This window comes from Lutibacter sp. (assembly GCF_013139515.1).
Classification (GTDB): domain Bacteria; phylum Bacteroidota; class Bacteroidia; order Flavobacteriales; family Flavobacteriaceae; genus Lutibacter.
The window spans coordinates 1-21,027 of record NZ_WTAR01000131.1; the positions used below are offsets into that span (position 1 = coordinate 1).

Below are 21,027 nucleotides of genomic sequence, written 5' to 3' on the forward strand. Positions count from 1 at the left end.
GCTGATACACGTGGTAATTTATGGTTTTCAACCACTAAAACTTTTAAGCCATTCTTTAGTTCAAAAGTTTCAGGTTTCCCTAGATTAATTTTAGGGGAAGGTCCTGGTGTTGGTTGTATAGATCGATCTATTTGAGCCGACATTGAAAATGTCAATAAAAATAGTGTTATAAATGATATAAATTTTGTTTTCATGTTCATTGGTTTTATTCTTTTTCTGTTTTTGGTACATAATCTAATACCAATCGTTGATTAGGGTTTAGATATTTTTTAGCAATTTCTCTAATTTCTTCTTTGGTAATAGAATTGTAGATCTCTATTTCTGTATTAATTAAGTTAACATCATCATAGAGCATATAATATCTTGCCAATGAATTTGCAATACCTTCAACACTAGCGTTTGAATTTACAAATTGATTTTCAAATTTGTTTCTTAATTTTTGAAGCTCTTTATCAGAAATTAACTCCGTTTGAATTTTTACAATTTCTTCATCCATTTCATCTACTAAATCATCTAGTGTATTTTCTCCCACAGGAAGTGCTAATACAATATATGCTCCATATTCTTCTAATGAATAGTTAAAAGCCATAACCTGCATTGCTTTTTTCTTGTCATCAACTAATTTTTTATACAATCTAGAACTTTTCCCATCACTTAAAATAGTTGAAATCATGTCTAAAACTCTAGCGTCTCTTGTAGTCATTGCAGGAGTTCTGTACACTGTAAAAACTGCTGGAATTTGAATATTTGGATCTTCAAAAGTTATATTAATTTCTTCAGTAATAGGATCTTCTTGTATTACAGTACGAGTTATTTCTTCTCCTCTTGGGATAGTCCCAAAATAATCTGCAATTAATTTTTTTGCAGTTGTTGTTTCAAAATCACCAGCAACAACTAAAACAGCGTTGTTAGGCACATAATATTTTTTGTTAAAATCTTGAAATTCTTGTAAAGTAGCCGCATCTAAATGATCTAAAGACCCAATAGTTGTCCATTTGTAAGGGTGTTTATCAAATAAGTTTTTAAATACTTCACCGTTCCATTGCCCATAAGGAGAATTATCAACTCTTAATCTTTTTTCTTCTTTTACAACTTCATTTTGAGTGTCAACACCAATTTGGTTAATTACTGGGTGTAATAACCTTTCAGATTCCATCCATAAACCTAACTCTAAATTATTTGAAGGGAAAACTTCGTAATAATAGGTTCTGTCTTGATTTGTATTTGCATTATTTGTTCCACCGTTAGATGATACAATTTTAAACCATTCACCTCTTTCAATATTTTCGGTTCCTTCAAACAATAAATGTTCAAAAAAGTGTGCGAAACCAGTTCGTTCAGGGTTTTCATCTTTAGCTCCAACATGGTACATTACTGATGTTGTTACTAGTGGTGCAGAATTGTCTTGATGTAAAATCACATGCATTCCGTTACTTAAGTCATACTCTTCAAAAGCTACTTTTTGTGCAAATGTAGTTACACTTAAAAGCAACCCTAAAAGGCTTAAGAAATAAATTTTTCTCATAGTTGTTAATGGGTTAAGTTAATTAATAATTGCGTATTTGACGCTTGTTTATTCTAAATGTTACAATTTTTGAAATGAAATTAAAGAAGCTTTACATTGCAAAAATCAATTCCAAATTTAATAAACTTTTTTATACAAATAGAAATAGAAATAAAAAATTAACGTAACATTAAGTAAATGAATTATTAAGCTGCTTAAAACGAGAGGTTTCTTTGGGTTAAATTTGTTTTGTTGAATAAGAAAAAATCTATATATTTGCACCCGCCTTAATTAAAGAGGCATTTGAATTATTAACAAAGCGAAAAAATTATACGTATGTATGCAATTGTAGAGATAGCAGGGCAGCAGTTTAAAGTAGCAAAAGACCAAAAGGTTTATGTACACCGCTTACAAGAAGAAGAAGGAGCGAAAGTTTCTTTTGATAATGTTCTTCTTTTAAGTGATGCAGGTACAGTAACCGTTGGCGCCCCAGCTATAGAAGGAGCCGAAGTAACGGCCAAAATCTTAGGTCACCTTAAAGGTGATAAAGTAATCGTTTTTAAAAAGAAACGTAGAAAAGGATACAAAAAGAAAAATGGTCACCGCCAGTTTTTAACTGAAATCCAAATTGAAAGTATTGCTGCAAGTGGAGCAAAGAAAAAAGTAGCTGCTAAAAAAGCACCTGCCAAAAAATCGGAAGCTAAAGTTGAAGCACCAAAAGCTGTAGCTACAGATGATTTAGGTTCTAAGACTGTTGCTGAATTAAAAGCATTGGCTAAAGAAAAAGGTATTTCAGGGTATACTTCTTTAAAGAAAGCTGAATTAATTGAAGCATTAACTAAATAAAAATTTCAATTTTAAAACCATAAGATAATGGCACATAAAAAAGGAGTAGGTAGTTCGAAGAATGGTAGAGAATCAGAATCGAAACGACTAGGAGTAAAAATATTTGGTGGTCAAGCTGCAATTGCAGGGAACATTCTTATCCGCCAAAGAGGAACTACACATCACCCAGGTGAAAATGTGTATATGGGAAAAGATCACACATTACACGCGAAAGTTGATGGTGTTGTGAAATTCCAAAAGAAAAGAGATAATAGATCTTATGTTTCTATTGAGCCATTTGAAGCTTAAGAAACAGATTTTTATAAAATTAAAACTCCCAAACTTCTAAAGTTTGGGAGTTTTTTTTATACACTTATTTTGTAACTTTGTAATTCATGTATTTCTTATATAACATACTTGTTTTAAGCACTAGCTTTTTCTTAAAAATTATTGCTAAATTTAATAAAAAAATAAATCTTTTTGTTGAAGGAAGAAAGCAAACTTTTCAAAAATTAACCAATGTTATTTCTAAAAATGATAACGTAATATGGTTTCATTGCGCTTCGCTTGGTGAGTTTGAACAAGGTCGTCCAATACTAGAAAAATTAAAAGAAGATAATCCAACGTATAAAATAGTATTAACTTTTTTTTCACCCTCAGGATATGAAGTTAGAAAAGATTACAAGTTAGCTGATGTTGTTTGTTACTTACCATTAGATACCAAGTTAAATGCTCGTAAATTCTTAGACGTAGTTCAGCCTAAATTAGTTGTTTTTGTAAAATATGAATTTTGGCCAAACATATTAAAAGAATTAAAAAACAGATCAATTAAAACAATATTGGTTTCAGGAATATTTAGAGAAAATCAAGCATTTTTTAAATGGTATGGCGGTTGGATACGAAAATCGTTAACTGCATTTAATCATTTTTTTGTACAAGATGAGAATTCCAAAACAATACTTAATAAAATTAACTTTACAAATGTAACCGTTAGTGGTGATACACGTTTTGATAGAGTTTATGAAATAACCAAACAAAATAATACCCTTTCTTTTATTGAAGAATTTAAAGATAATAAATACACGTTGGTTGCAGGAAGTACTTGGAAAGAAGATGAAGAATTGTTAATTAATTATATAAATAATGAAGCATCTGAAAGTGAAAAATTTATAATTGCACCTCATAATATAAATTCAGAAGAAATAGAAAAATTAAAAAAATCAATACATAAAAAGGTTGTATTGTTTTCTGAGAAGGAAAACAAGAAACTAGCAGATTATCAAGTTTTTATTATTGACACGGTTGGGGTTTTAACAAAAATATATAGTTACGCCACCATCGCTTATGTTGGTGGAGGTTATACCAAAACAGGTGTTCATAATGTGCTAGAACCTGCAACATTTGGAATTCCAATAGTAATTGGGCCAAATTATTACAAATTTAATGAAGCAATAGATCTGGTAAATAACGAAGCCTGTTTTGTAATAAATGATTCTGAAAAATTATCCGTACTTTTAAAGAAATTATTTCCGTTGAAAGATTTCAGAGAGAAAGCAGGTAATAACGCTTTAAAATATGTAATTGGAAAAACTGGAGCTACTACTAAAATTTTATATTATTTAAAAAAATGAGAGAAAAATTAGAAAACTACTTTTCATTTGTATTTGAGAAAGAATTATTAGATGAAATTGTACAGGTTGGAACTTATAAAAAATTGCGTGAAAATGAGCTTTTAGTTGATTTAGGCGATAAAATGAAAGGAGTACCTTTATTGTTAGATGGAGCCATTAAAATAGTTAGAGAAGATAAAAAAGGAGAAGAAATACTATTGTATTTTTTAGAAAGAGGTGATACTTGTGCAAGTTCTTTTGCTAGTGCAATTTCAAACGGAAAATGTGGTATTAGAGCAATTGCAGAAAAAGATTCAGAAATAATTTTTCTACCTACTGAAAAATTAGATGAATGGTTGGTTAAATACAAAACGTGGAGAAATTTTGTAATAGATAGTTATAATATTCGTCTAAATGAAATGATGGAAACTATTGATACTCTTGCATTTATGAGAATGGATGAGCGTTTGTATAAATACCTTACAGATAAAGCTCAAATTATGAGAGATACAGCTCTAAATACAACTCATCAAGAAATTGCTTACGATTTGCATACATCTAGAGTTGTAATTTCAAGGTTGTTAAAACAACTTGAAAATGAAGGTAAAATTAAGCTGCTTAGAAACAAAATTGAGATTTTAGAATTCTAAACTATGTAACTTTCGTTACAGAACGGCATAATTTATATGATATTTTTGATAAACTAACTAATTAAATTATGGAATTTATAACTCAACCATGGGCTTGGTATGTTGCAGGTCCTATTATTGCATTAATCATGTTTTTGCTCTTTTATTTTGGTGAACGCTTCGGTGTTTCATCAAATTTAGAAACCTTTTGTTCTATAGGTGGAGCAGGAAAATTCATAGACTATTTCAAAATTGATTGGAAACAAAATAGTTGGAATCTAATTTTTGTTTTAGGGGCTATTACTGGGGGTTTTATTTCTGCGTATTGGTTGTCGCCAAGTGATGTAGTTGCATTGAATCCACAAACTGTACAAGATTTGGCAGATATTGGAATTGCCAATGCAGGAGCAACTTATTTACCCGATGAGATTTTTAGTATAGATACAATGCTTTCGCTTAAAGGTTTTTTTATACTATTAATAGCTGGTATTATGGTTGGTTTTGGTGCGCGCTGGGCTGGTGGTTGTACTTCTGGACACGCAATTGTAGGTTTAAGCAATTTAGAATTACCTTCTTTAATTTCGGTAATTGGATTTTTTATAGGAGGATTAGTAATGACTTGGTTTATTTTACCACTAATATTTTAAGAAGATGAAATATATAAAATTTTTTTTAGTAGGGATTCTTTTTGGAATAGTAATGAGCAAAGCTGAAATAATTTCGTGGTATAGAATTTACGAAATGTTTAAATTTCAGTCGTTTCATATGTATGGAATTATTGGGTCAGCAGTTGTGTTGGGTATGTTAAGCATGTATTTCTTCAGAAAAAAAATGGTAAAAACATTTGAAGGAAACGAAATACATGTTGCTCCTAAAAAAAGAGGATTATATCGTAATCTTTTAGGTGGAATTTTATTTGGGTTAGGTTGGGCTCTAGCAGGTGCATGTCCAGGACCAATGTTTGTACTGGTTGGTAAAGGTGTTGTATCAATATTAGTTGTAATATTTGGAGCAACGTTAGGCGCTTTTTTCTATGGGTTGTTTAAAGATAAAATTCCTCATTAAAAATTTCATTATTTTCTAAATGGAAAAAAATAAAAGTTGATGAAGCTAGATGATATTGTTGCGACTAATTTTTCAAATATTTTTGAAGATAAACTTTTACATGAAATTTGTGCTAATGGTATTTTAAAACATGCTGAATCTGAAAAAATAATTTTAGAAATTAGAAGAGATATACAATTTATACCATTAATTGTTTCTGGAATTGTTAAAGTAATGAGGCGTGACGGAAATGGAAACGGTATTTTTTTACATTATCTATCTAAAAATCAAACAAGTGCAGTGGCAATTTCATATGCTTTAGAAAAGAAAAAAAGCGAAATAAGGTTAGAGACTTTAAGTAATATTACTTACATAGCAATTCCTTCAGAAATAGTAGCTTCGTGGTTTTTAAATTATGAAACTTGGAGAACTTTTTATTTTCAACTAAATCAACAACAAATATCTTTTTTAATTGAAAATATTAATGATATTGCTTTTACAAGTTTAGAAAACAGATTGTTAAAATACTTAGAGTATACTAGTTTGGTTAGTAATAACAATACAATTTATAGAAAACATTTTGACATAGCAAGGGATTTAAAAGTTTCAAGAGAAGCTATATCAAGAATTTTAAAAAAATTGGAAAAAGAAGAAATAATAATTTTAGGAAGAAATAAAATAACACTCAATTAGTGGAATTAAGAGATAAATTTGGTAGAAAAATATCCTATTTACGATTGGCAATAACTGATCGTTGTAACTTGCGTTGTCAATATTGTATGCCTTCACAAGGTATAAATATTGTTGATAGAAAAGAATTGCTTTCTTATAAAGAAATGTATAGGCTTACGCGTGTTCTTTCAGAATTAGGAGTTAATAAAGTGCGTTTAACAGGTGGTGAGCCTTTTGTACGAAAAGATTTTGTGAATTTTTTAGAATCACTTTCTTTTAACGATAAGCTAGATGAAATAAATATAACTACAAATGGCGCATTAATTTCAAACCATATAGATAAATTAGAAGAGTTAAACATCAATGCAATTAATTTAAGTATTGATAGTTTACAAAAAGATAAATTTGCTAAAATTACTCGTAGAGATGTTTTTGAAGGAGTTTATGAAACACTTGAAAAGTTAGAAAAAAGCAACTTGAAATTAAAACTAAATGTAGTAGTTCAGTCTGGTTTTAATACCGATGAAATTATTGATTTTATTGAGCTTTCAAAAGTAAAAGATATTGCAGTTCGTTTTATTGAAGAAATGCCTTTTAATGGGAAAGGACAACGAGACATGAAAGAAGAATGGAACTTTAATAAAATAATTAGTTTAGTAAATGAACATTATTCAGTAGTAGAAACTCTTAAAGATAAAAAATCTTCAACGTCAAGAAACTTTAAAATACCAAATTATAAAGGAACGTTTGGTATTATACCAGCATTTACACGTACTATTTGTAACGATTGTAATAGAATTAGAATAACAGCAACCGGAATGTTTAAAAACTGTTTATTTGATGGTGGTGTTTTTAACGTGAGAGATTTTATAAGAGATGGAGCAAGTGATGATGAATTGAAACAGTTGTTTATTAAAACAGTTCATAAAAAACCTGAAAATGGTTTTATTGCTGAAGCAGCTCGAGGAAATGATGTTTCAGAAAGCATGTCTACAATTGGAGGATAGATTAATTGATAATTAAGAATGTCATTTGATTATTGAGAATGAAAAAAACACAAATTAAAATTTGCTGTATAAGTAGTGTTGAGGAAGCTAAATTAGCAATAAATGCAGGCGCTTCAGCAATAGGGTTGGTTGGAAATATGCCAAGCGGCCCAGGAATAATTTCAGATGAGTTAATTGCTGAAATTGCTACTTTTACTCCAGAAAATATTGATACTTTTTTATTAACTAGTGAAACAAGTGTTGAATGTATTATTAAACATCATTCCAAAGTAAATACAACTACAATTCAATTAGTAGATGCGCTTACTGAAGGTACACATTTACAATTAAAATTAGCATTGCCAACTATAAAAATTGTGCAAGTTTTACATGTTTTAAATGAAAATTCAATGAAAGAAGCTATTGAAATTTCAAAATATGTTGATGCTATTTTATTGGATAGTGGAAACCCAAATTTAGGAACAAAAGAATTAGGAGGAACTGGAAGAGTACATAATTGGGATATAAGTAAAGCTATTGTTGAGAGTGTAAATATTCCAGTATTTTTAGCAGGAGGTTTAAATCCTGACAATGCTCAAAAAGCAATAAAAATAGTTAATCCTTATGGCTTAGATTTATGTAGTGGTGTTAGAACTAATGGAAATTTAGATAGTGCCAAATTAAATTCATTTTTTAAAGAAGTAAATAATAGTTAGTACCAAAATTAAATAAGTTATGAGTTTAACTACAGCGCAAGAAGCATTAAAAATAATTTTAAAAACTTCAGAAGATTTTGGGACTGAAGAAGTTAAATTTTTAAAGTCATTAGGAAGAACTTTAAAAGAAAATATTGTTGCTGATCGTGATTTTCCACCATTTGATCGTGTAAGTATGGATGGAATTGCAATTTCTTCCGAAGCATTTAATAATGGGCAACGAGCATTTAAAATTGAAGGTGTTCAAGCAGCCGGAAGTGAGCAATTAACAATGCAAAACCCAACGAATTGCATTGAAGCAATGACAGGTGCTGTACTACCGAAAAATACAGATATAGTTATTCAATATGAATTGTTGGATATTAAAGACGGAGTTGCAACTATAAATTTAGATGCCATAAAAACCAATCAAAATGTTCACTTAAAAGGTTTGGACAGAAAGCTAGGAGATATTTTAATTCCTAAAAACACGGTAATTTCACCAGCTGAAATAGGTGTGTTTGCAACTGTAGGGAAAACTAAAGTACAAGTTGCAAAGCAACCAAAAGTGATGATAATTTCTACAGGTAATGAATTGGTTGGAGTTTGTGATACGCCAGAAGAACATCAAATTAGAAGAAGTAATGTTTACACACTAGTTTCCTTGTTAGAAGTGCTAAATATTTATGCTGAAACTGCACATATAACCGATAATAAAGACTTGCTTTTAACTAAAATAAACTCATTTTTAAATGATTTTGATGTGTTATTGTTTAGCGGAGCAGTTTCAAAAGGGAAATTCGATTTTATTCCTGAAGTTTTAGATGAATTAGGAGTTGAAAAATTATTTCATAAAGTGAAGCAACGCCCTGGAAAACCATTTTGGTTTGGAAAGAAAGATAATAAGACAATTTTTGCTTTTCCTGGAAATCCAGTTTCAACATTTGCAAGTTGTTTAAAGTATTTTTACCCGTGGTATTGTAAATCTGTGGATTTAAATTTTGAAAATAACAACCAAGCAATTTTAAGTGAAGATTACTTTTTTAAACCAGATTTGACGTATTTTTTACAAGTTAAAATTGAGAAAAAAGATGGAAAAATTTACGCAACTCCAATTACAGGAAGAGGTTCAGCAGATTTAGCAAATTTGGTAGATTCTGATGCTTTTTTGGAATTACCAGATGATAGAAGTAATTTTACCAAAGGAGAAGTATTTCCTTTAATAACATATAGATAAAAACCCATCATTGCGAACATAGTGAAGCAATCTCTAAATATGGAAGAAAAATTCTCACACATAAATAAAAAAAACCATCCAAAAATGGTAAATGTTGGTGATAAAAAAATCACTAAACGTAAAGCTACAGCAAAAGCAACCATGTTTTTGGGTGCAGAGATTATTTCTCATTTTGAAAATAAGGAATTAATCACTAAAAAAGGTCCCGTTTTTCAAACTGCAATTATTGCGGGTATTCAAGCTGTAAAAAAGACTTCAGAGTTAATTCCAATGTGCCACCCATTGTTAATTAATGGTGTGGATATTGATATAGAAATTATAAATAAAGAAAACATAGAAATTTTTTGTACAGTTTCCATTGAGGGGAAAACAGGTGTTGAAATGGAAGCACTCACTGGAGCAAACATTGCTGCGTTAACCGTTTATGATATGTGTAAATCTATATCTCAAAAAATGGTAATTAAAGAAATGAAATTAGTGGAGAAATCTGGTGGAAAAAGCGATATTAAAAATGGGTAAACATCAAAAACACGCAAAATTGAAGTTAAGAGATAATGATAATTTTGCTCCAAATGAAATAGCTTTTGTTGGAACAAAATGTGATATTATTTCAAATTTAGTACATCAAGTTTCAGAAAAATTAAGAAATTATAAGTTATCTTATTTTGATGCTTCACATAGCAAAGATGTTGAAAATTTAGCTATTGAAACGTTTACATTTCATTATAAAGGAACTTTAAATAGCTCGGCAAATTATGAAGTGAATAAATTCAATCAACGTGTTCAGTTTTCTCAATATGATTTTGTTTTTATTAATGGAAATCATTACCAAGGAGCGAAGCAAATATTAATTTTAGACAAAGACAAAAAGGCTTCAGTTTTAAAAAGGTTAGATCAGTTAAATAATATTCAATTTGTAATAAAATTGACAGATGATGTTGAGTTTTTCGACTTTTTAGTTGAAAAGAACCCTCAAGTTAAAAATTTGCATTGTTATTCGATTACTGAAATTGACAAAATTTCGAAACATATTGAAAATCTAATTAAAGAAAAAATTGCGCCTATTCAAGGTTTGGTGTTAGCTGGCGGTAAAAGCGTGAGAATGGGAACTGACAAAGGAATGCTAAATTTTTATGGTAAAAACCAACGTGATGTAGCTATTGAGTTGTTAGAAAAAAACAATTTAAAAACATTTTTATCTGTTAGGTCGGTACAAGAAATTAAGATAGAACATAAAATTACAGACAAGTTTGTAGGTCTAGGGCCTTTTGGAGCCATTTGTTCAGCTTTTCAAGAAAATCCAGATGTAGCTTGGCTGGTAATTGCAACCGATTTACCTTTTGTGAATGATGAGGTAATTCAATTGTTGTTAAAACATAGAAATCCTTCAAAAGCAGCTACAACTATTAAAGGAAAAGACAAACAATTTCCTGAACCTTTAATCACAATTTGGGAACCAAAAAGTTATACGTTATTATTAAACTATTTAGCACAAGGATATTCTTGTCCGAGAAAAGTATTGATAAATTCTGATGTAGAAATTGTTGAAGTTGATGATAGTTTAATTAGAAATATTAATACTCCTGAAGAATTTAAAGCCGCACACAAGGAAATTAATGACTAGAACACTTCACGTATTGAATGGAGATAGTACAGCTAAAATTTTAGAGAACTCTAAAATTAAAGGAGATGTTATAGTTTGGAGAGAATTATTATGTGATGGACCTTTGCATACAAATGTTGGGAGCGATGAATTTTGGACTAAAAGATATGCTTTTTTTAAAAATGAGCTTGGAGTTGAAAGGCTTGAATATTTCGATAAAACCATTAAAGAAATTGTTAAATTAGAAGATGTTTCTAATTATAATGAAGTTATTTTATGGTTTGAATTTGATTTGTTTTGTCAAGTTAATTTATTAGCATTGTGTACTTATTTGTTAGATAAGTATGTTAAAAAGACAAATTATTATTTAGTTTGTGTTGGAAAAGAAAACGGTAAAGACAAACTACAATCTTTAGCTGATTACTCTCCGGAAGAATATAGAAATTTATACGAAAATAAAATTTCATTGAGTAAAACTAGTTTAGAATATGCGAAAGAATGTTGGAGTGTTTATGTAGAAAGCAGCTTTGAAAAATTAAAATCATTTGATTTTAATCAATCTTCAAAATTTAAGTATTTACAATTGGCAATCAATCAACATTTAAATCGTTTTCCATCTGAAAATGGCCTCAACCAAATTGAGAATAAAATTTTGAAAACTATAAATTCTAATTCATTTTCTGAAATAGAAATTGTCAAGAATCTTTTAATTTGGCAGCAAGAAGAAACCGTTTACGGATTTGGAGATATGCAGTATTTTCAGTATCTTAATAAGTTAGAAAAGTACTATACAATAAAAGAAGAGAAATACCTTTTAAATGAAAACGGTTACTCTAAAATAAATCAATAATGGACTTCAATAAAGAGGAATATTTTCAACGTCAAACAATTTTACCTGAAATAGGCAAAGAAGGTCAAAATTTGCTTCAAAAAGCAAAAGTGTTGGTTATTGGTTGTGGAGGTTTGGGAAGTCCAATTGCAATTTATTTGGCAACAAGCGGTGTTGGAGAACTTCATTTAGTGGATTTTGATACAGTTTCTGTTTCAAATTTACATCGTCAAGTGTTTTTTAAAGTTGAAGATATTCAGCAACCAAAAGTTGAAGTTTTAGCGAATGAAATTAAAAAAAGAGCTCCTTTTACCAAAGTTACTTTTACCAATGATGCTGTTTGCAAAAACTCTATTTTAGATTTAATTTCAAACTGTGATGTTGTAGTTGAGGGAACTGATAATTTACAAATTAAGTATTTAATAAACGATGCCTGCGTTATTGCCAAAAAACCACTAGTATATGGTTCATTATACAAATTTGATGGTTATGTTGCCACATTTAATGTGCTAAACTATGAAGGTGATTATACGTGTAATTTGCGAGATGCATTTCCTGTAATTGCTACAGATATTCCTAATTGTGAAGAAGCTGGAACTTTAAATCCTATTGTTGGCATTATTGCATTGTTGCAGGTAAATGAAGTTGTTAAATTGATTACTAAAACAGGTAAATTATTAACAAATCAACTATTGATTTATAATGTGCTTGAAAATTCGCAACTTAAAATGAAATTAAAGAAAAATACATCTTTAATTTTTCAAGATATTTTTAAAAATTCTAATTATTTAGATGCGCATTGTACAACTCAAGATAGTGCGCTGTTAATCACAGCTTCAGAATTGAAAAACAAACTGAATTCGAAAAACTTAGAGATTATTAGTGTTTACAATAATGAAAATACATTTCTTCCTTTTAATGATTTTCAAAAAATGCCTTATAAAACCTTTAACGTAGCTGAATTTATTCCCAATTTTGATAAAGATTATGTTATTGTATGTAAAAAAGGAATTACAAGTTATGATGTAACTTTAAAATTAAAAGAAAAATATCCTAGTCTAAATATTTTTAGTCTGTTTGAAGGAATTGATACCTATTAAATGCAAAATCCAAAAGAATTTTATAATACTCAAAAATTGTTTTTTGAGCAAGAATTAAAAGTATGTAAAAAGAAATTAGCAATTTCAAGCACATTAAGATTAATTGTTTTTTTAAGCATAATAATTAGTGCTTATTTCTTTTTTGAAACTATTAAAATAATGATTCCAATTGTTGCTTTTGGGATTTTTTTATTTTTTTATTTATTATTCAGACATCTCAAATTACAAGATAAGAGTAGGCTTAACAAAGCATTAATTGACATAAATAAGACAGAAATAAAGGTTTTAAATAGAGATTATCTCTCATTAAATAGTGGCGATGAATTTATAGATTCAACACATGCATTTAGTTATGATATTGATTTGTTTGGGAAAGGCTCTTTTTTTCAATATTGTAATAGAACAGTTACAAATGAAGGTAAGAAGGAACTTGTTGAGGCATTAACAAATAATGATATTTTAAATATTACCGATAAGCAAAAGACGATTAAAGAATTAAGTCAAAAACCGAAGTGGAGACAGCATTTTTCAGCTATAGCTAGTTTGGTTAGAGCAGAGTATCCAACCAAAGAAATTGTAGATTGGATACATAATTATAAATCAGTATTTTCAAAGTTTATATTGCTGTTGCCAAAAGTATTTTCTATTATTTCTTTAGCGTTAATTACTCTAGTTGTTACACAAATTATAGCAGAACAAGTTTTATTAATGTGGTTTTTTGTTGGATTAGGAATTTCTGGAGCGTATTTAAAAAAAGTAGGTAAAATTTATGATGACGCAAGTAAAGCTAAAGACACTTTTAAACAGTATTATAAATTATTGAATGAAATTGAAACAACAAAATTTACTTCAAAAATTTTAAAAGAAAAGCAACAAGAAATCCAAACTGAAACACAAAAAGCATCATTAATATTTTCCAAATTTTCTAAAACGTTAGATTCTTTTGACCAAAGAAATAATTTGATAATTGCAGTTTTTGGGAATGCTTTTTTTCTGCGTGATTTGCAACAAGTTTATAATGTTGAAAAATGGATAAATTGCTATAAACATAAAGTTAAAAACTGGTTTCATGTAATCGCTTTTTTTGATGCTCAAAATTCATTATCAAATTTTACGTTTAACCATCCAAGGTATGCTTTCCCGAAAATTGATATAAACAAACAAGTAATTGCTTCTAAAAATTTAGGACACCCTTTATTGAAAGAACTAAAGCGGATTGATAATAATTTCTCAATTGAAAATCAACAGTTTTTTATTATAACTGGCGCAAATATGGCAGGAAAAAGCACTTTTTTAAGAACTGTTTCATTGGCTATTGTTATGGGAAATATGGGGTTACCAGTTTGTGCTTCAGCATTTAAATACAATCCTATAATGTTAATTACAAGTATGAGAACTTCAGATTCTTTAGCAGATGATGAATCTTATTTTTTCTCTGAATTAAAACGATTAAAATTTATAGTTGATGAAATTAAAAACAAAGAATACTTTATAATTTTAGATGAAATTTTAAAAGGGACAAATAGTACAGATAAAGCAATTGGATCTAAGAAATTTGTACAAAAATTGGTAAGTTCAAAGTCTACAGGAATAATAGCTACACATGATTTAAGTTTATGTAAAATTGAAAATGACTTAACGGAAGTTAAAAACTATTTTTTTGATGCTGAAATTATTAATGAAGAATTGTATTTCGATTACAAATTAAAAGATGGAATTTGTAAAAATATGAATGCTTCCTTTTTATTGAAAAAAATGAAAATAATTTAAGGGTGTGAATTTACCCAAACTTCACCGTCATCAAAATGTTCTTTTTTCCAAATAGGAACCGTTTCTTTTAAAGTGTCAATTGCAAACTCACAAGCTTCAAACGTAGCTTTTCTATGAGCAGATGAAACAGCAATAATTACAGGTACGTCACCAATTTGTAATTCGCCAACTGCATGATGTATTGCTATTTTATGAATTTTAAATTTTTCTAAAGCTTTATTGGCAATTTTTTGCATCTCTTTTAGCGCCATAGGCTCATAACCACTAAAATCTAATAAAGTCACAGTTTTGTTTTGGGTAGCATTTCTAACTGTACCAATAAAAGTAGCAATACCTCCACAAGAATCATCTTCAACAAAATCAATACAATCTTGTAAATTTAATTTTTCTGAAGTAATTTTTATTGAAGTTCTTTCAGTCATTATTTTAACTTATATTTGGCTAATTTAACAAATCTAAAGTCTATTTTCGCAAAATATTTTATTTAAGTAAATCAAATGAAAAATACATTTAGAGTTATTAGTTTCTTAGAAGGTCTATCATTTATTTTGTTATTATTTATTGCAACTCCAATTAAATATTATACCGGAAATGATATTTTTGTAAAAACACTTGGAATGCCACACGGAATATTATTTCTAATTTATATAGTAATGGCATTTATCTTAAAATCTGAATTGAAATGGAATGCTAAAACATTTGGGGCGGTTCTAATAGCTTCAATAATTCCTTTTGGTACATTTTACGTTGATAGAAAATATTTAAACAATTAGATTTATTTTTTTGTTGAAATACTTATATCCTTTCTTTTTAAATAGGTCTTAAGAAGTATGAAAATTCCTATTGCAGCAGCAATATGTTTTAAAGAGTGCCCACTTATTATTGTTAAAAAATGATGAATTTCTGCATCGAACTGTTCTAATATTTTAGCAATTACATAAGCTAATAATAACAGCCAATAACCTGCAGTTAAATTGTATTTAGATTTGTAAAAAATTAAAATAATAGGAATTGCTAACAATGGATAAAATTGTACGAGTGCATAAAATCTTAAATCTTTAAATACAACCCAGTATAAAACTGACACGCCACCAATTATAAGTGCAGGAATTAAAACTTTTTGTCCAATTTCACGATGTATAAATTCGCTAATTATAATTGAAAATAAAGCCATAAAAGCTATTGTCATTGGAAGTCTATCCCAAACCAACGTATTGCTAGTTGGCTTTAAATGGTAATAACTTGAACCAATAGAAACAAGTGAAACACCCAAAAAGAATATAAAATATTGAATTTTATGAGTTGTTATAGAATTTAATTTAAGCAAGCCTAAAATCCCAACTATTAAAAAAGGGATATTTGAAACCACATTCCAAAAGTTAGGAATATTTAAAATTGTATGAGTATCACTAAAGTTATGATAATCTTCATTTTGTATAATAGGAGAAAGGAAAAACATTCCCAATATTGCTAAAAGAGCAAGTATTATTATACTATAATAACCAATTTTATGTTTCTTCATTTTTTTTAAATTAAAAATTAACCGCCACTCACAGGTGGAATAATTGCAACAACATCACCGTCATTAATTATTAAATCGTTGCTTGCGTATTCTTCATTTACAGCTATGGCAAATTGATGTAGATTTTTTAAACTAGAAAAATCTGCTAATAATACTTCTTTTAGATCTTTAATTGAAGTATTTTTATTGATGGAATATGGTATTGAATTCTTCCCAACTAAATCTGTTGTAATCCCAAAAAATAAGATAGTTATATTCATTTTTAAACTTTAATTAGTGCAAAAGTAATTTATTTCTTTTTAAAGATTTGAAAGTAATTTAGATTAGTTCTAAATAATACTTAATGTGATGCATGTCACAATACTAGCACGCCCAATAATTAAATTTGTTTAATTCAAAATAAGTAACAAAACATGAAGTATGGTTTTATAATTGATAATCGAAAATGTATTGGTTGTCATGCTTGTACAACAGCCTGTAAATCAGAGCACGATGTTGCTGTTGGTGTTAACAGAACATATGTTAAGCAAGTAGAGAAAGGAGAATTTCCTGATACGAGAAGAATTTTTTCAGTAATGCGTTGTAACCATTGTACAGATGCACCTTGTGTAGAAATTTGTCCGGTTGAAGCATTGTATACTCGTGAAGATGGTATTGTAGATTTTGATAATAACCGTTGTATAGGTTGTAAATCTTGTATGCAAGCTTGTCCTTATGATGCATTATATATTGACCCTGATACAAGCACAGCAGCAAAATGTAATTATTGTGCGCACAGAGTAGATGTTGGTAGAGAACCAGCTTGTGTTTCAGTTTGTCCCGAACACGCGATTATTGCAGGTGATATGCACAATCCAACAACTGAAATTTCACAATTACTAGCGCGCCAGGCAGTGAAAGTTCGTAAACCTGAAAAAGGCACAAATCCAAACTTATTTTATATAGATGGAGATGACGCTTCACTTGTTCCTGAAGCAACAGATAAATCAGGCCCAGGTTTGTGGAATTCACAAGCGCGTGGAGTTGGGCATTTTGCAAAAGCAGCTGAGAAAATGATGCACACAAATGATGATGTAGATTTATTGCAAATGTCAATAAATAACGAAATTGAAGCAGCATATCAGAAAAAAGAAAGTGAGAATCCAAATTATATTGATGTGTTAACCGGTAAAGCGCGTAGAGTTTATGATACACCAGATAAAGGTATTCTTTGGGGATGGGAAGTTTCGGCTTATGTATTTACAAAAGCAATTGCAGCCGGCGCATTTTTAATTCCGTTTTTAGCAATTATGTTAGGCTATGAAGTTTCTTCAACGGCTAAATTATGGTCTGCAGGAATTTCATTAACATTCTTAGCGTTAACAGGGTTATTCTTGGTAATGGATTTAGACAGACCAGATCGTTTTTTAAACGTTTTATTACGTCCACAATGGAATTCTTGGTTGGTAAAAGGAGGTTACACAATTACAGTTTTCGGATTGTTAGTAACCGTTTGGGGAGCAATGACATTTTTTGAAATAAATGTAGGAGAAACCATTTTATTATGGGTTACAGCTGTTTTTTCTGTATTACTAGCTGTTTATACAGCATTTTTATTTGCACAAGCTAAAGGTCGTGATTTTTGGCAAAGTCCAACATTACCATTGCATATGTTAGTGCACAGTGTTATGGCAGGTGTTTCAATTTTTATCATAGCAGCCTTAATATTTGGAAATGAAGATTGGATGAGCATCTTAAAAAACACGCTAATTATAGCATTGATTGTTAATTTATTTACATTAATTATTGAGTTAACAATTACGCATCCAACAATAGCAGCAAAAACTGTCGTAAAAATGATTACCAAAGGAAGATATAAAAATTTGTTTTGGTTTGTAACAGTATTAATAGGTAACATTATTCCATTAGCATTATTGTTTTTTGGAAATGGAGGACTATTAACTGTTGTTTCAGGAGCATGTGTATTAGTAGGAATTTTAATAACTGAAAAGATTTGGGTGGAAGCTCCACAAAGAATTCCATTAGCTTAATTTAAAATAAAGAAATTATGGGTTATAAGAAACCATCGTTTATAGAAAATATAGCAGAAAAATTAGGAATTATTCCAAATCTGCACAAAGAAGGTTATCAAGAATTTGATGGCGATATGCGTCAATTTTCTGATGAAGAGGTTGCTCAAATGTATGAGAATTTTCCTCCACCCGAAAAATGGGATAATTGGGTAGAATACAACCCGAAGGTATGGCCTAAAAAAGAAAAGAAAACGTATCAAATTATCCCAACTACTTGTTTTAATTGTGAAAGCGCTTGTGGTTTAACCGCTTTTATTGATAAGGAAACCCAAGAAGTTAAAAAATTTGAAGGAAATCCATTTCACCCGGGAAGTCGAGGAAGAAACTGCGCAAAAGGACCTGCATCAATTAATCAAGTAACAGATCCAGATAGGATTTTATTCCCTCTAAAAAGAAAGGGTAAACGTGGAGACGGAGAATGGGAACGTGTTTCTTGGGATGATGCATTAGATACCATTGCTGCTCGTATTAGAAAAGCAATACTTGAAGATCGTCATAATGAAATAGCTTACCATGTTGGAAGACCAGGAAATGAAAAATTCATGAACTGGATTTTACAAGGTTGGGGGATTGATGGTCATAATTCACATACGAATATTTGTTCTTCTGGAGCTCGTTTTGGATATAATTTATGGTATGGTTATGACAGACCATCACCAGATCACGCCGAAGCTAAATTTATTTTATTGATTTCAGCCCATTTAGAATCAGGTCACTATTTTAATCCACATGCACAACGCATTATTGAAGGTAAAATGAAAGGAGCTAAATTAGCTACAATGGATCCTCGATTATCTAATACCGCAAGTATGTCAGATTATTGGTTACCATCATATCCAGGTACAGAAGCGGCAGTTTTATTAGCCATGGCTTTAATTATTTTGGAAGAAGGATTGTATAACAGAGAATACTTAGAAAACTGGACAAACTGGAAAGAATATTTACAAGCGCGTCATAGTGATAAAGAAATCACTTTTAAAAATTACATAGCAGCAATGATTGAGGAGTACAAAGAATTTACTCCAGAATTTGCAGAAAAAGAATCAGGTGTAAAAGCTGATATGATTGTTGAGATAGCACATAAAATTGGTGAGGCAGGCGAACGCTTTGCATCTCATAACTGGCGTGCAGCAGGCGCTTCAAACCTTGGTGGTTGGGCTGTTGCTCGTTGTTTACATTTCTTAACGGTTTTAACAGGAGCAGTTGGAGCAAAAGGAGGTACTTCTCCAAATTCTTGGAATAAATTCAAGCCAACACAACCAAATCCACCTGCACCACAGAAAAAATGGAATGAATTACATTTTCCAAAAGAATATCCGCTAGCTTTTTTCGAAATGAGTCAGTTATTGCCTCATTTCTTAAAAGAGGGACGTGGTAAAATGGATGTTTATTTTTCAAGAGTATTTAATCCGGTTTGGACCTACCCTGATGGATTTACTTGGATGGAAATGTTTTCAGATGAAACTAAATTTGGATTACACGCAGCATTAACTCCAACGTGGAACGAAACAGCATTTTATGCCGATTTTGTGCTGCCAATGGGATTAGCATCTGAACGCCACGATTTAAATAGTTATGCAACTCATGGAGGAACTTGGGTGGCTTTTCGTCAACCAGTATTAAGAGAAGCTGCACGAAGAAATGGAAAACCTGTAAAATTAACGTACGAAGCTAACCCAGGAGAAGTTTGGGAAGAAGATGAATTCTTTATTGAATTATCTTGGAGAATTGACCCAGATGGAAGTATGGGAATTAGAAAAACATTTGAATCACCATACAGACCAGGAGAAAAAATTACGATTGATGAATATTACCAATATATTTTTGAAAGAATTAAAGGTTTAAATGAAACTGCCAAGTCTGATGGATTTACAGGACAGTTTGCAGCACTGGAATATATGAAAAAGTATGGTGCTTATGAAATTGAAAAAGGTGAGTCATACAAAATGAACGAAAATCAATTGAGTGAAGAACAATTGAAAGGCTCTGCAGTTGATTCTAAAAATGATGTAATTTCTAAAGGAGGAAAACCTATTGGTGTTATGATAAATGGAAAACCTTGTGTTGGTTTCCCTACACCATCGCGTAAAAACGAGTTTTATTCACAAACTATGGTAGATTGGAAATGGCCAGAATATGCCACTCCTACCTATATTAAAAGTCATATTCATAATGATGTATTGTATAAATCAAAAGGAGAATATGTGCTGGTTCCTACATTTAGGCTGCCGACATTAATTCACTCACGTTCTGGTAATGCAAAATGGTTGGTTGAAATTTCTAATAGAAATCCAATTTGGATGCATCCAGATGATGCAAAAAAATGGAAATTTCAAACAGGTGATTTAGTGAAATTAAATACTGATATTGGCTTCTTTATTGATAAAGTTTGGGTAACCCAAAGTATGAAACCAGGTGTTGTAGCTTGTTCACATCATATTGGACGTTGGAGAAGACCCCAAGATAAAACAGGGAACCGTTGGGCAACAAATACCGTTAATATTGAAGGAGATGGAAAAGGAGGTTGGAGAATGAACACAATTTCAGGAATTAAACCTTTTGAATCTTCTGATAAGGATTCGAAACGGATTTTTTGGAAAGATGGAGGTGTGCATCAAAATATTACACACGCCGTTCATCCAGATCCAATTAGTGGAATGCATACTTGGCATCAGCGTGTTCGTATTGAAAAACCTGGTAAAGAAGAAAAATATGGAGATATATTTGTAGATACTAACAAATCACATGAGATTTATAAAGAATGGTTAGCAATGACTCGTCCAGCTCCTGGTCCAAACGGAGAAAGAAGGCCACTTTGGTTCAATAGAGCTTTTAAACCAGATGAGTCAGTGTATTATATTGATAAGAAAGAAGAGTAACTAAAATCCCGCAATTGCGGGATTTTTTTTATCCAATAAATTTTAAACTT

23 protein-coding genes are annotated in these 21,027 nt (G+C 30.1%); 18 read left to right on the forward strand and 5 right to left on the reverse strand.

Annotated features, from left to right (window positions below):
• Together GQ540_RS11530 and GQ540_RS11535 are read right to left on the reverse strand one after the other, a co-directional pair.
• Positions 1-194, reverse strand: a 194-nt coding sequence (locus GQ540_RS11530; protein ID WP_291801188.1) for a hypothetical protein, incomplete at its 3' end; no start/stop codon positions are given.
• An 11-nt stretch (positions 195-205) separates the two neighbouring features.
• Positions 206-1,525, reverse strand: coding sequence for a pitrilysin family protein (locus tag GQ540_RS11535; RefSeq protein ID WP_291801190.1), 1,320 nt, complete (start codon positions 1,523-1,525; stop codon positions 206-208).
• Between the two features lie 315 nt (positions 1,526-1,840).
• Here GQ540_RS11535 and rplU point away from each other — a divergent pair, with 315 nt between their 5' ends.
• From rplU to GQ540_RS11610, 15 genes are all read left to right on the forward strand, one after another.
• On the forward strand, positions 1,841-2,350 hold the full coding sequence (rplU, locus tag GQ540_RS11540; protein ID WP_291801192.1) for a 50S ribosomal protein L21: 510 nt from the start codon (positions 1,841-1,843) through the stop codon (positions 2,348-2,350).
• Between the two features lie 27 nt (positions 2,351-2,377).
• On the forward strand, positions 2,378-2,638 hold the full coding sequence (gene rpmA, locus GQ540_RS11545; protein ID WP_291801194.1) for a 50S ribosomal protein L27: 261 nt from the start codon (positions 2,378-2,380) through the stop codon (positions 2,636-2,638).
• Positions 2,639-2,724: 86 nt separating this feature from the next.
• Positions 2,725-3,960, forward strand: a complete 1,236-nt coding sequence (locus GQ540_RS11550) for a glycosyltransferase N-terminal domain-containing protein (protein ID WP_291801195.1) — start codon at positions 2,725-2,727, stop codon at positions 3,958-3,960.
• Complete coding sequence (locus tag GQ540_RS11555; RefSeq protein ID WP_291801197.1) at positions 3,957-4,589, forward strand: Crp/Fnr family transcriptional regulator; 633 nt, start codon at positions 3,957-3,959, stop codon at positions 4,587-4,589. The genes GQ540_RS11550 and GQ540_RS11555 overlap by 4 nt, the downstream gene beginning before the upstream one ends.
• A 68-nt stretch (positions 4,590-4,657) precedes the next feature.
• Positions 4,658-5,215, forward strand: a complete 558-nt coding sequence (locus GQ540_RS11560; RefSeq protein ID WP_291801199.1) for a YeeE/YedE thiosulfate transporter family protein — start codon at positions 4,658-4,660, stop codon at positions 5,213-5,215.
• 4 nt (positions 5,216-5,219) lie between these two features.
• Positions 5,220-5,633 (forward strand): DUF6691 family protein, encoded by a 414-nt coding sequence (locus GQ540_RS11565; RefSeq protein WP_291801201.1) that lies wholly within the window; start codon positions 5,220-5,222, stop codon positions 5,631-5,633.
• 39 nt (positions 5,634-5,672) lie between these two features.
• Positions 5,673-6,305 carry a Crp/Fnr family transcriptional regulator gene (locus tag GQ540_RS11570; RefSeq protein WP_291801203.1) on the forward strand — a complete coding sequence of 211 codons (633 nt, stop codon included), beginning with the start codon at positions 5,673-5,675 and terminating at the stop codon, positions 6,303-6,305.
• Positions 6,305-7,291, forward strand: coding sequence for a GTP 3',8-cyclase MoaA (gene moaA / locus GQ540_RS11575; protein ID WP_291801205.1), 987 nt, complete (start codon positions 6,305-6,307; stop codon positions 7,289-7,291). Before GQ540_RS11570 ends, moaA begins: the two co-directional genes overlap by 1 nt.
• 38 nt (positions 7,292-7,329) lie before the next feature.
• The gene (locus GQ540_RS11580) at positions 7,330-7,986 is read left to right on the forward strand and encodes a phosphoribosylanthranilate isomerase (protein ID WP_291801206.1); all 657 of its coding nucleotides are present in this window, start codon (positions 7,330-7,332) and stop codon (positions 7,984-7,986) included.
• Between the two features lie 19 nt (positions 7,987-8,005).
• Complete coding sequence (locus tag GQ540_RS11585; RefSeq protein WP_291801208.1) at positions 8,006-9,202, forward strand: molybdopterin molybdotransferase MoeA; 1,197 nt, start codon at positions 8,006-8,008, stop codon at positions 9,200-9,202.
• Between the two features lie 39 nt (positions 9,203-9,241).
• Complete coding sequence (gene moaC / locus GQ540_RS11590) at positions 9,242-9,721, forward strand: cyclic pyranopterin monophosphate synthase MoaC (RefSeq protein WP_291801210.1); 480 nt, start codon at positions 9,242-9,244, stop codon at positions 9,719-9,721.
• On the forward strand, positions 9,714-10,826 hold the full coding sequence (locus GQ540_RS11595; protein WP_291801212.1) for an NTP transferase domain-containing protein: 1,113 nt from the start codon (positions 9,714-9,716) through the stop codon (positions 10,824-10,826). The genes moaC and GQ540_RS11595 overlap by 8 nt, the downstream gene beginning before the upstream one ends.
• Positions 10,819-11,655 (forward strand): DUF1835 domain-containing protein, encoded by an 837-nt coding sequence (locus GQ540_RS11600; RefSeq protein WP_291801214.1) that lies wholly within the window; start codon positions 10,819-10,821, stop codon positions 11,653-11,655. The genes GQ540_RS11595 and GQ540_RS11600 overlap by 8 nt, the downstream gene beginning before the upstream one ends.
• On the forward strand, positions 11,655-12,734 hold the full coding sequence (locus GQ540_RS11605; protein WP_291801216.1) for a HesA/MoeB/ThiF family protein: 1,080 nt from the start codon (positions 11,655-11,657) through the stop codon (positions 12,732-12,734). The genes GQ540_RS11600 and GQ540_RS11605 overlap by 1 nt, the downstream gene beginning before the upstream one ends.
• Entirely contained in the window at positions 12,735-14,504 is a 1,770-nt protein-coding gene (locus tag GQ540_RS11610; RefSeq protein WP_291801218.1) for a DNA mismatch repair protein MutS, read from the forward strand.
• On the opposite strand, the gene GQ540_RS11615 is transcribed toward GQ540_RS11610, so the two are convergent.
• The gene (locus tag GQ540_RS11615) at positions 14,501-14,926 is read right to left on the reverse strand and encodes a molybdenum cofactor biosynthesis protein MoaE (RefSeq protein ID WP_291801220.1); all 426 of its coding nucleotides are present in this window, start codon (positions 14,924-14,926) and stop codon (positions 14,501-14,503) included. The genes GQ540_RS11610 and GQ540_RS11615 overlap by 4 nt on opposite strands.
• A 75-nt stretch (positions 14,927-15,001) precedes the next feature.
• On the opposite strand from GQ540_RS11615, the gene GQ540_RS11620 reads away from it, so the two are divergent.
• Positions 15,002-15,277, forward strand: coding sequence for a DUF3817 domain-containing protein (locus GQ540_RS11620; RefSeq protein ID WP_291801221.1), 276 nt, complete (start codon positions 15,002-15,004; stop codon positions 15,275-15,277).
• A gap of 2 nt (positions 15,278-15,279) precedes the next feature.
• On the opposite strand, the gene GQ540_RS11625 is transcribed toward GQ540_RS11620, so the two are convergent.
• Positions 15,280-16,026, reverse strand: coding sequence for a ceramidase domain-containing protein (locus GQ540_RS11625; RefSeq protein WP_291801223.1), 747 nt, complete (start codon positions 16,024-16,026; stop codon positions 15,280-15,282).
• A 17-nt stretch (positions 16,027-16,043) separates the two neighbouring features.
• Positions 16,044-16,286 carry a MoaD/ThiS family protein gene (locus tag GQ540_RS11630; protein ID WP_291801226.1) on the reverse strand — a complete coding sequence of 81 codons (243 nt, stop codon included), beginning with the start codon at positions 16,284-16,286 and terminating at the stop codon, positions 16,044-16,046.
• A 153-nt stretch (positions 16,287-16,439) separates the two neighbouring features.
• Here GQ540_RS11630 and GQ540_RS11635 point away from each other — a divergent pair, with 153 nt between their 5' ends.
• The gene (locus GQ540_RS11635; protein WP_291801227.1) at positions 16,440-18,056 is read left to right on the forward strand and encodes a 4Fe-4S dicluster domain-containing protein; all 1,617 of its coding nucleotides are present in this window, start codon (positions 16,440-16,442) and stop codon (positions 18,054-18,056) included.
• Positions 18,057-18,073: 17 nt separating this feature from the next.
• A complete protein-coding gene (locus tag GQ540_RS11640; RefSeq protein ID WP_291801229.1) occupies positions 18,074-20,977 on the forward strand; it encodes a molybdopterin-dependent oxidoreductase in 2,904 nt (967 codons plus the stop codon).
• Positions 20,978-21,027 lie beyond the last annotated feature (50 nt).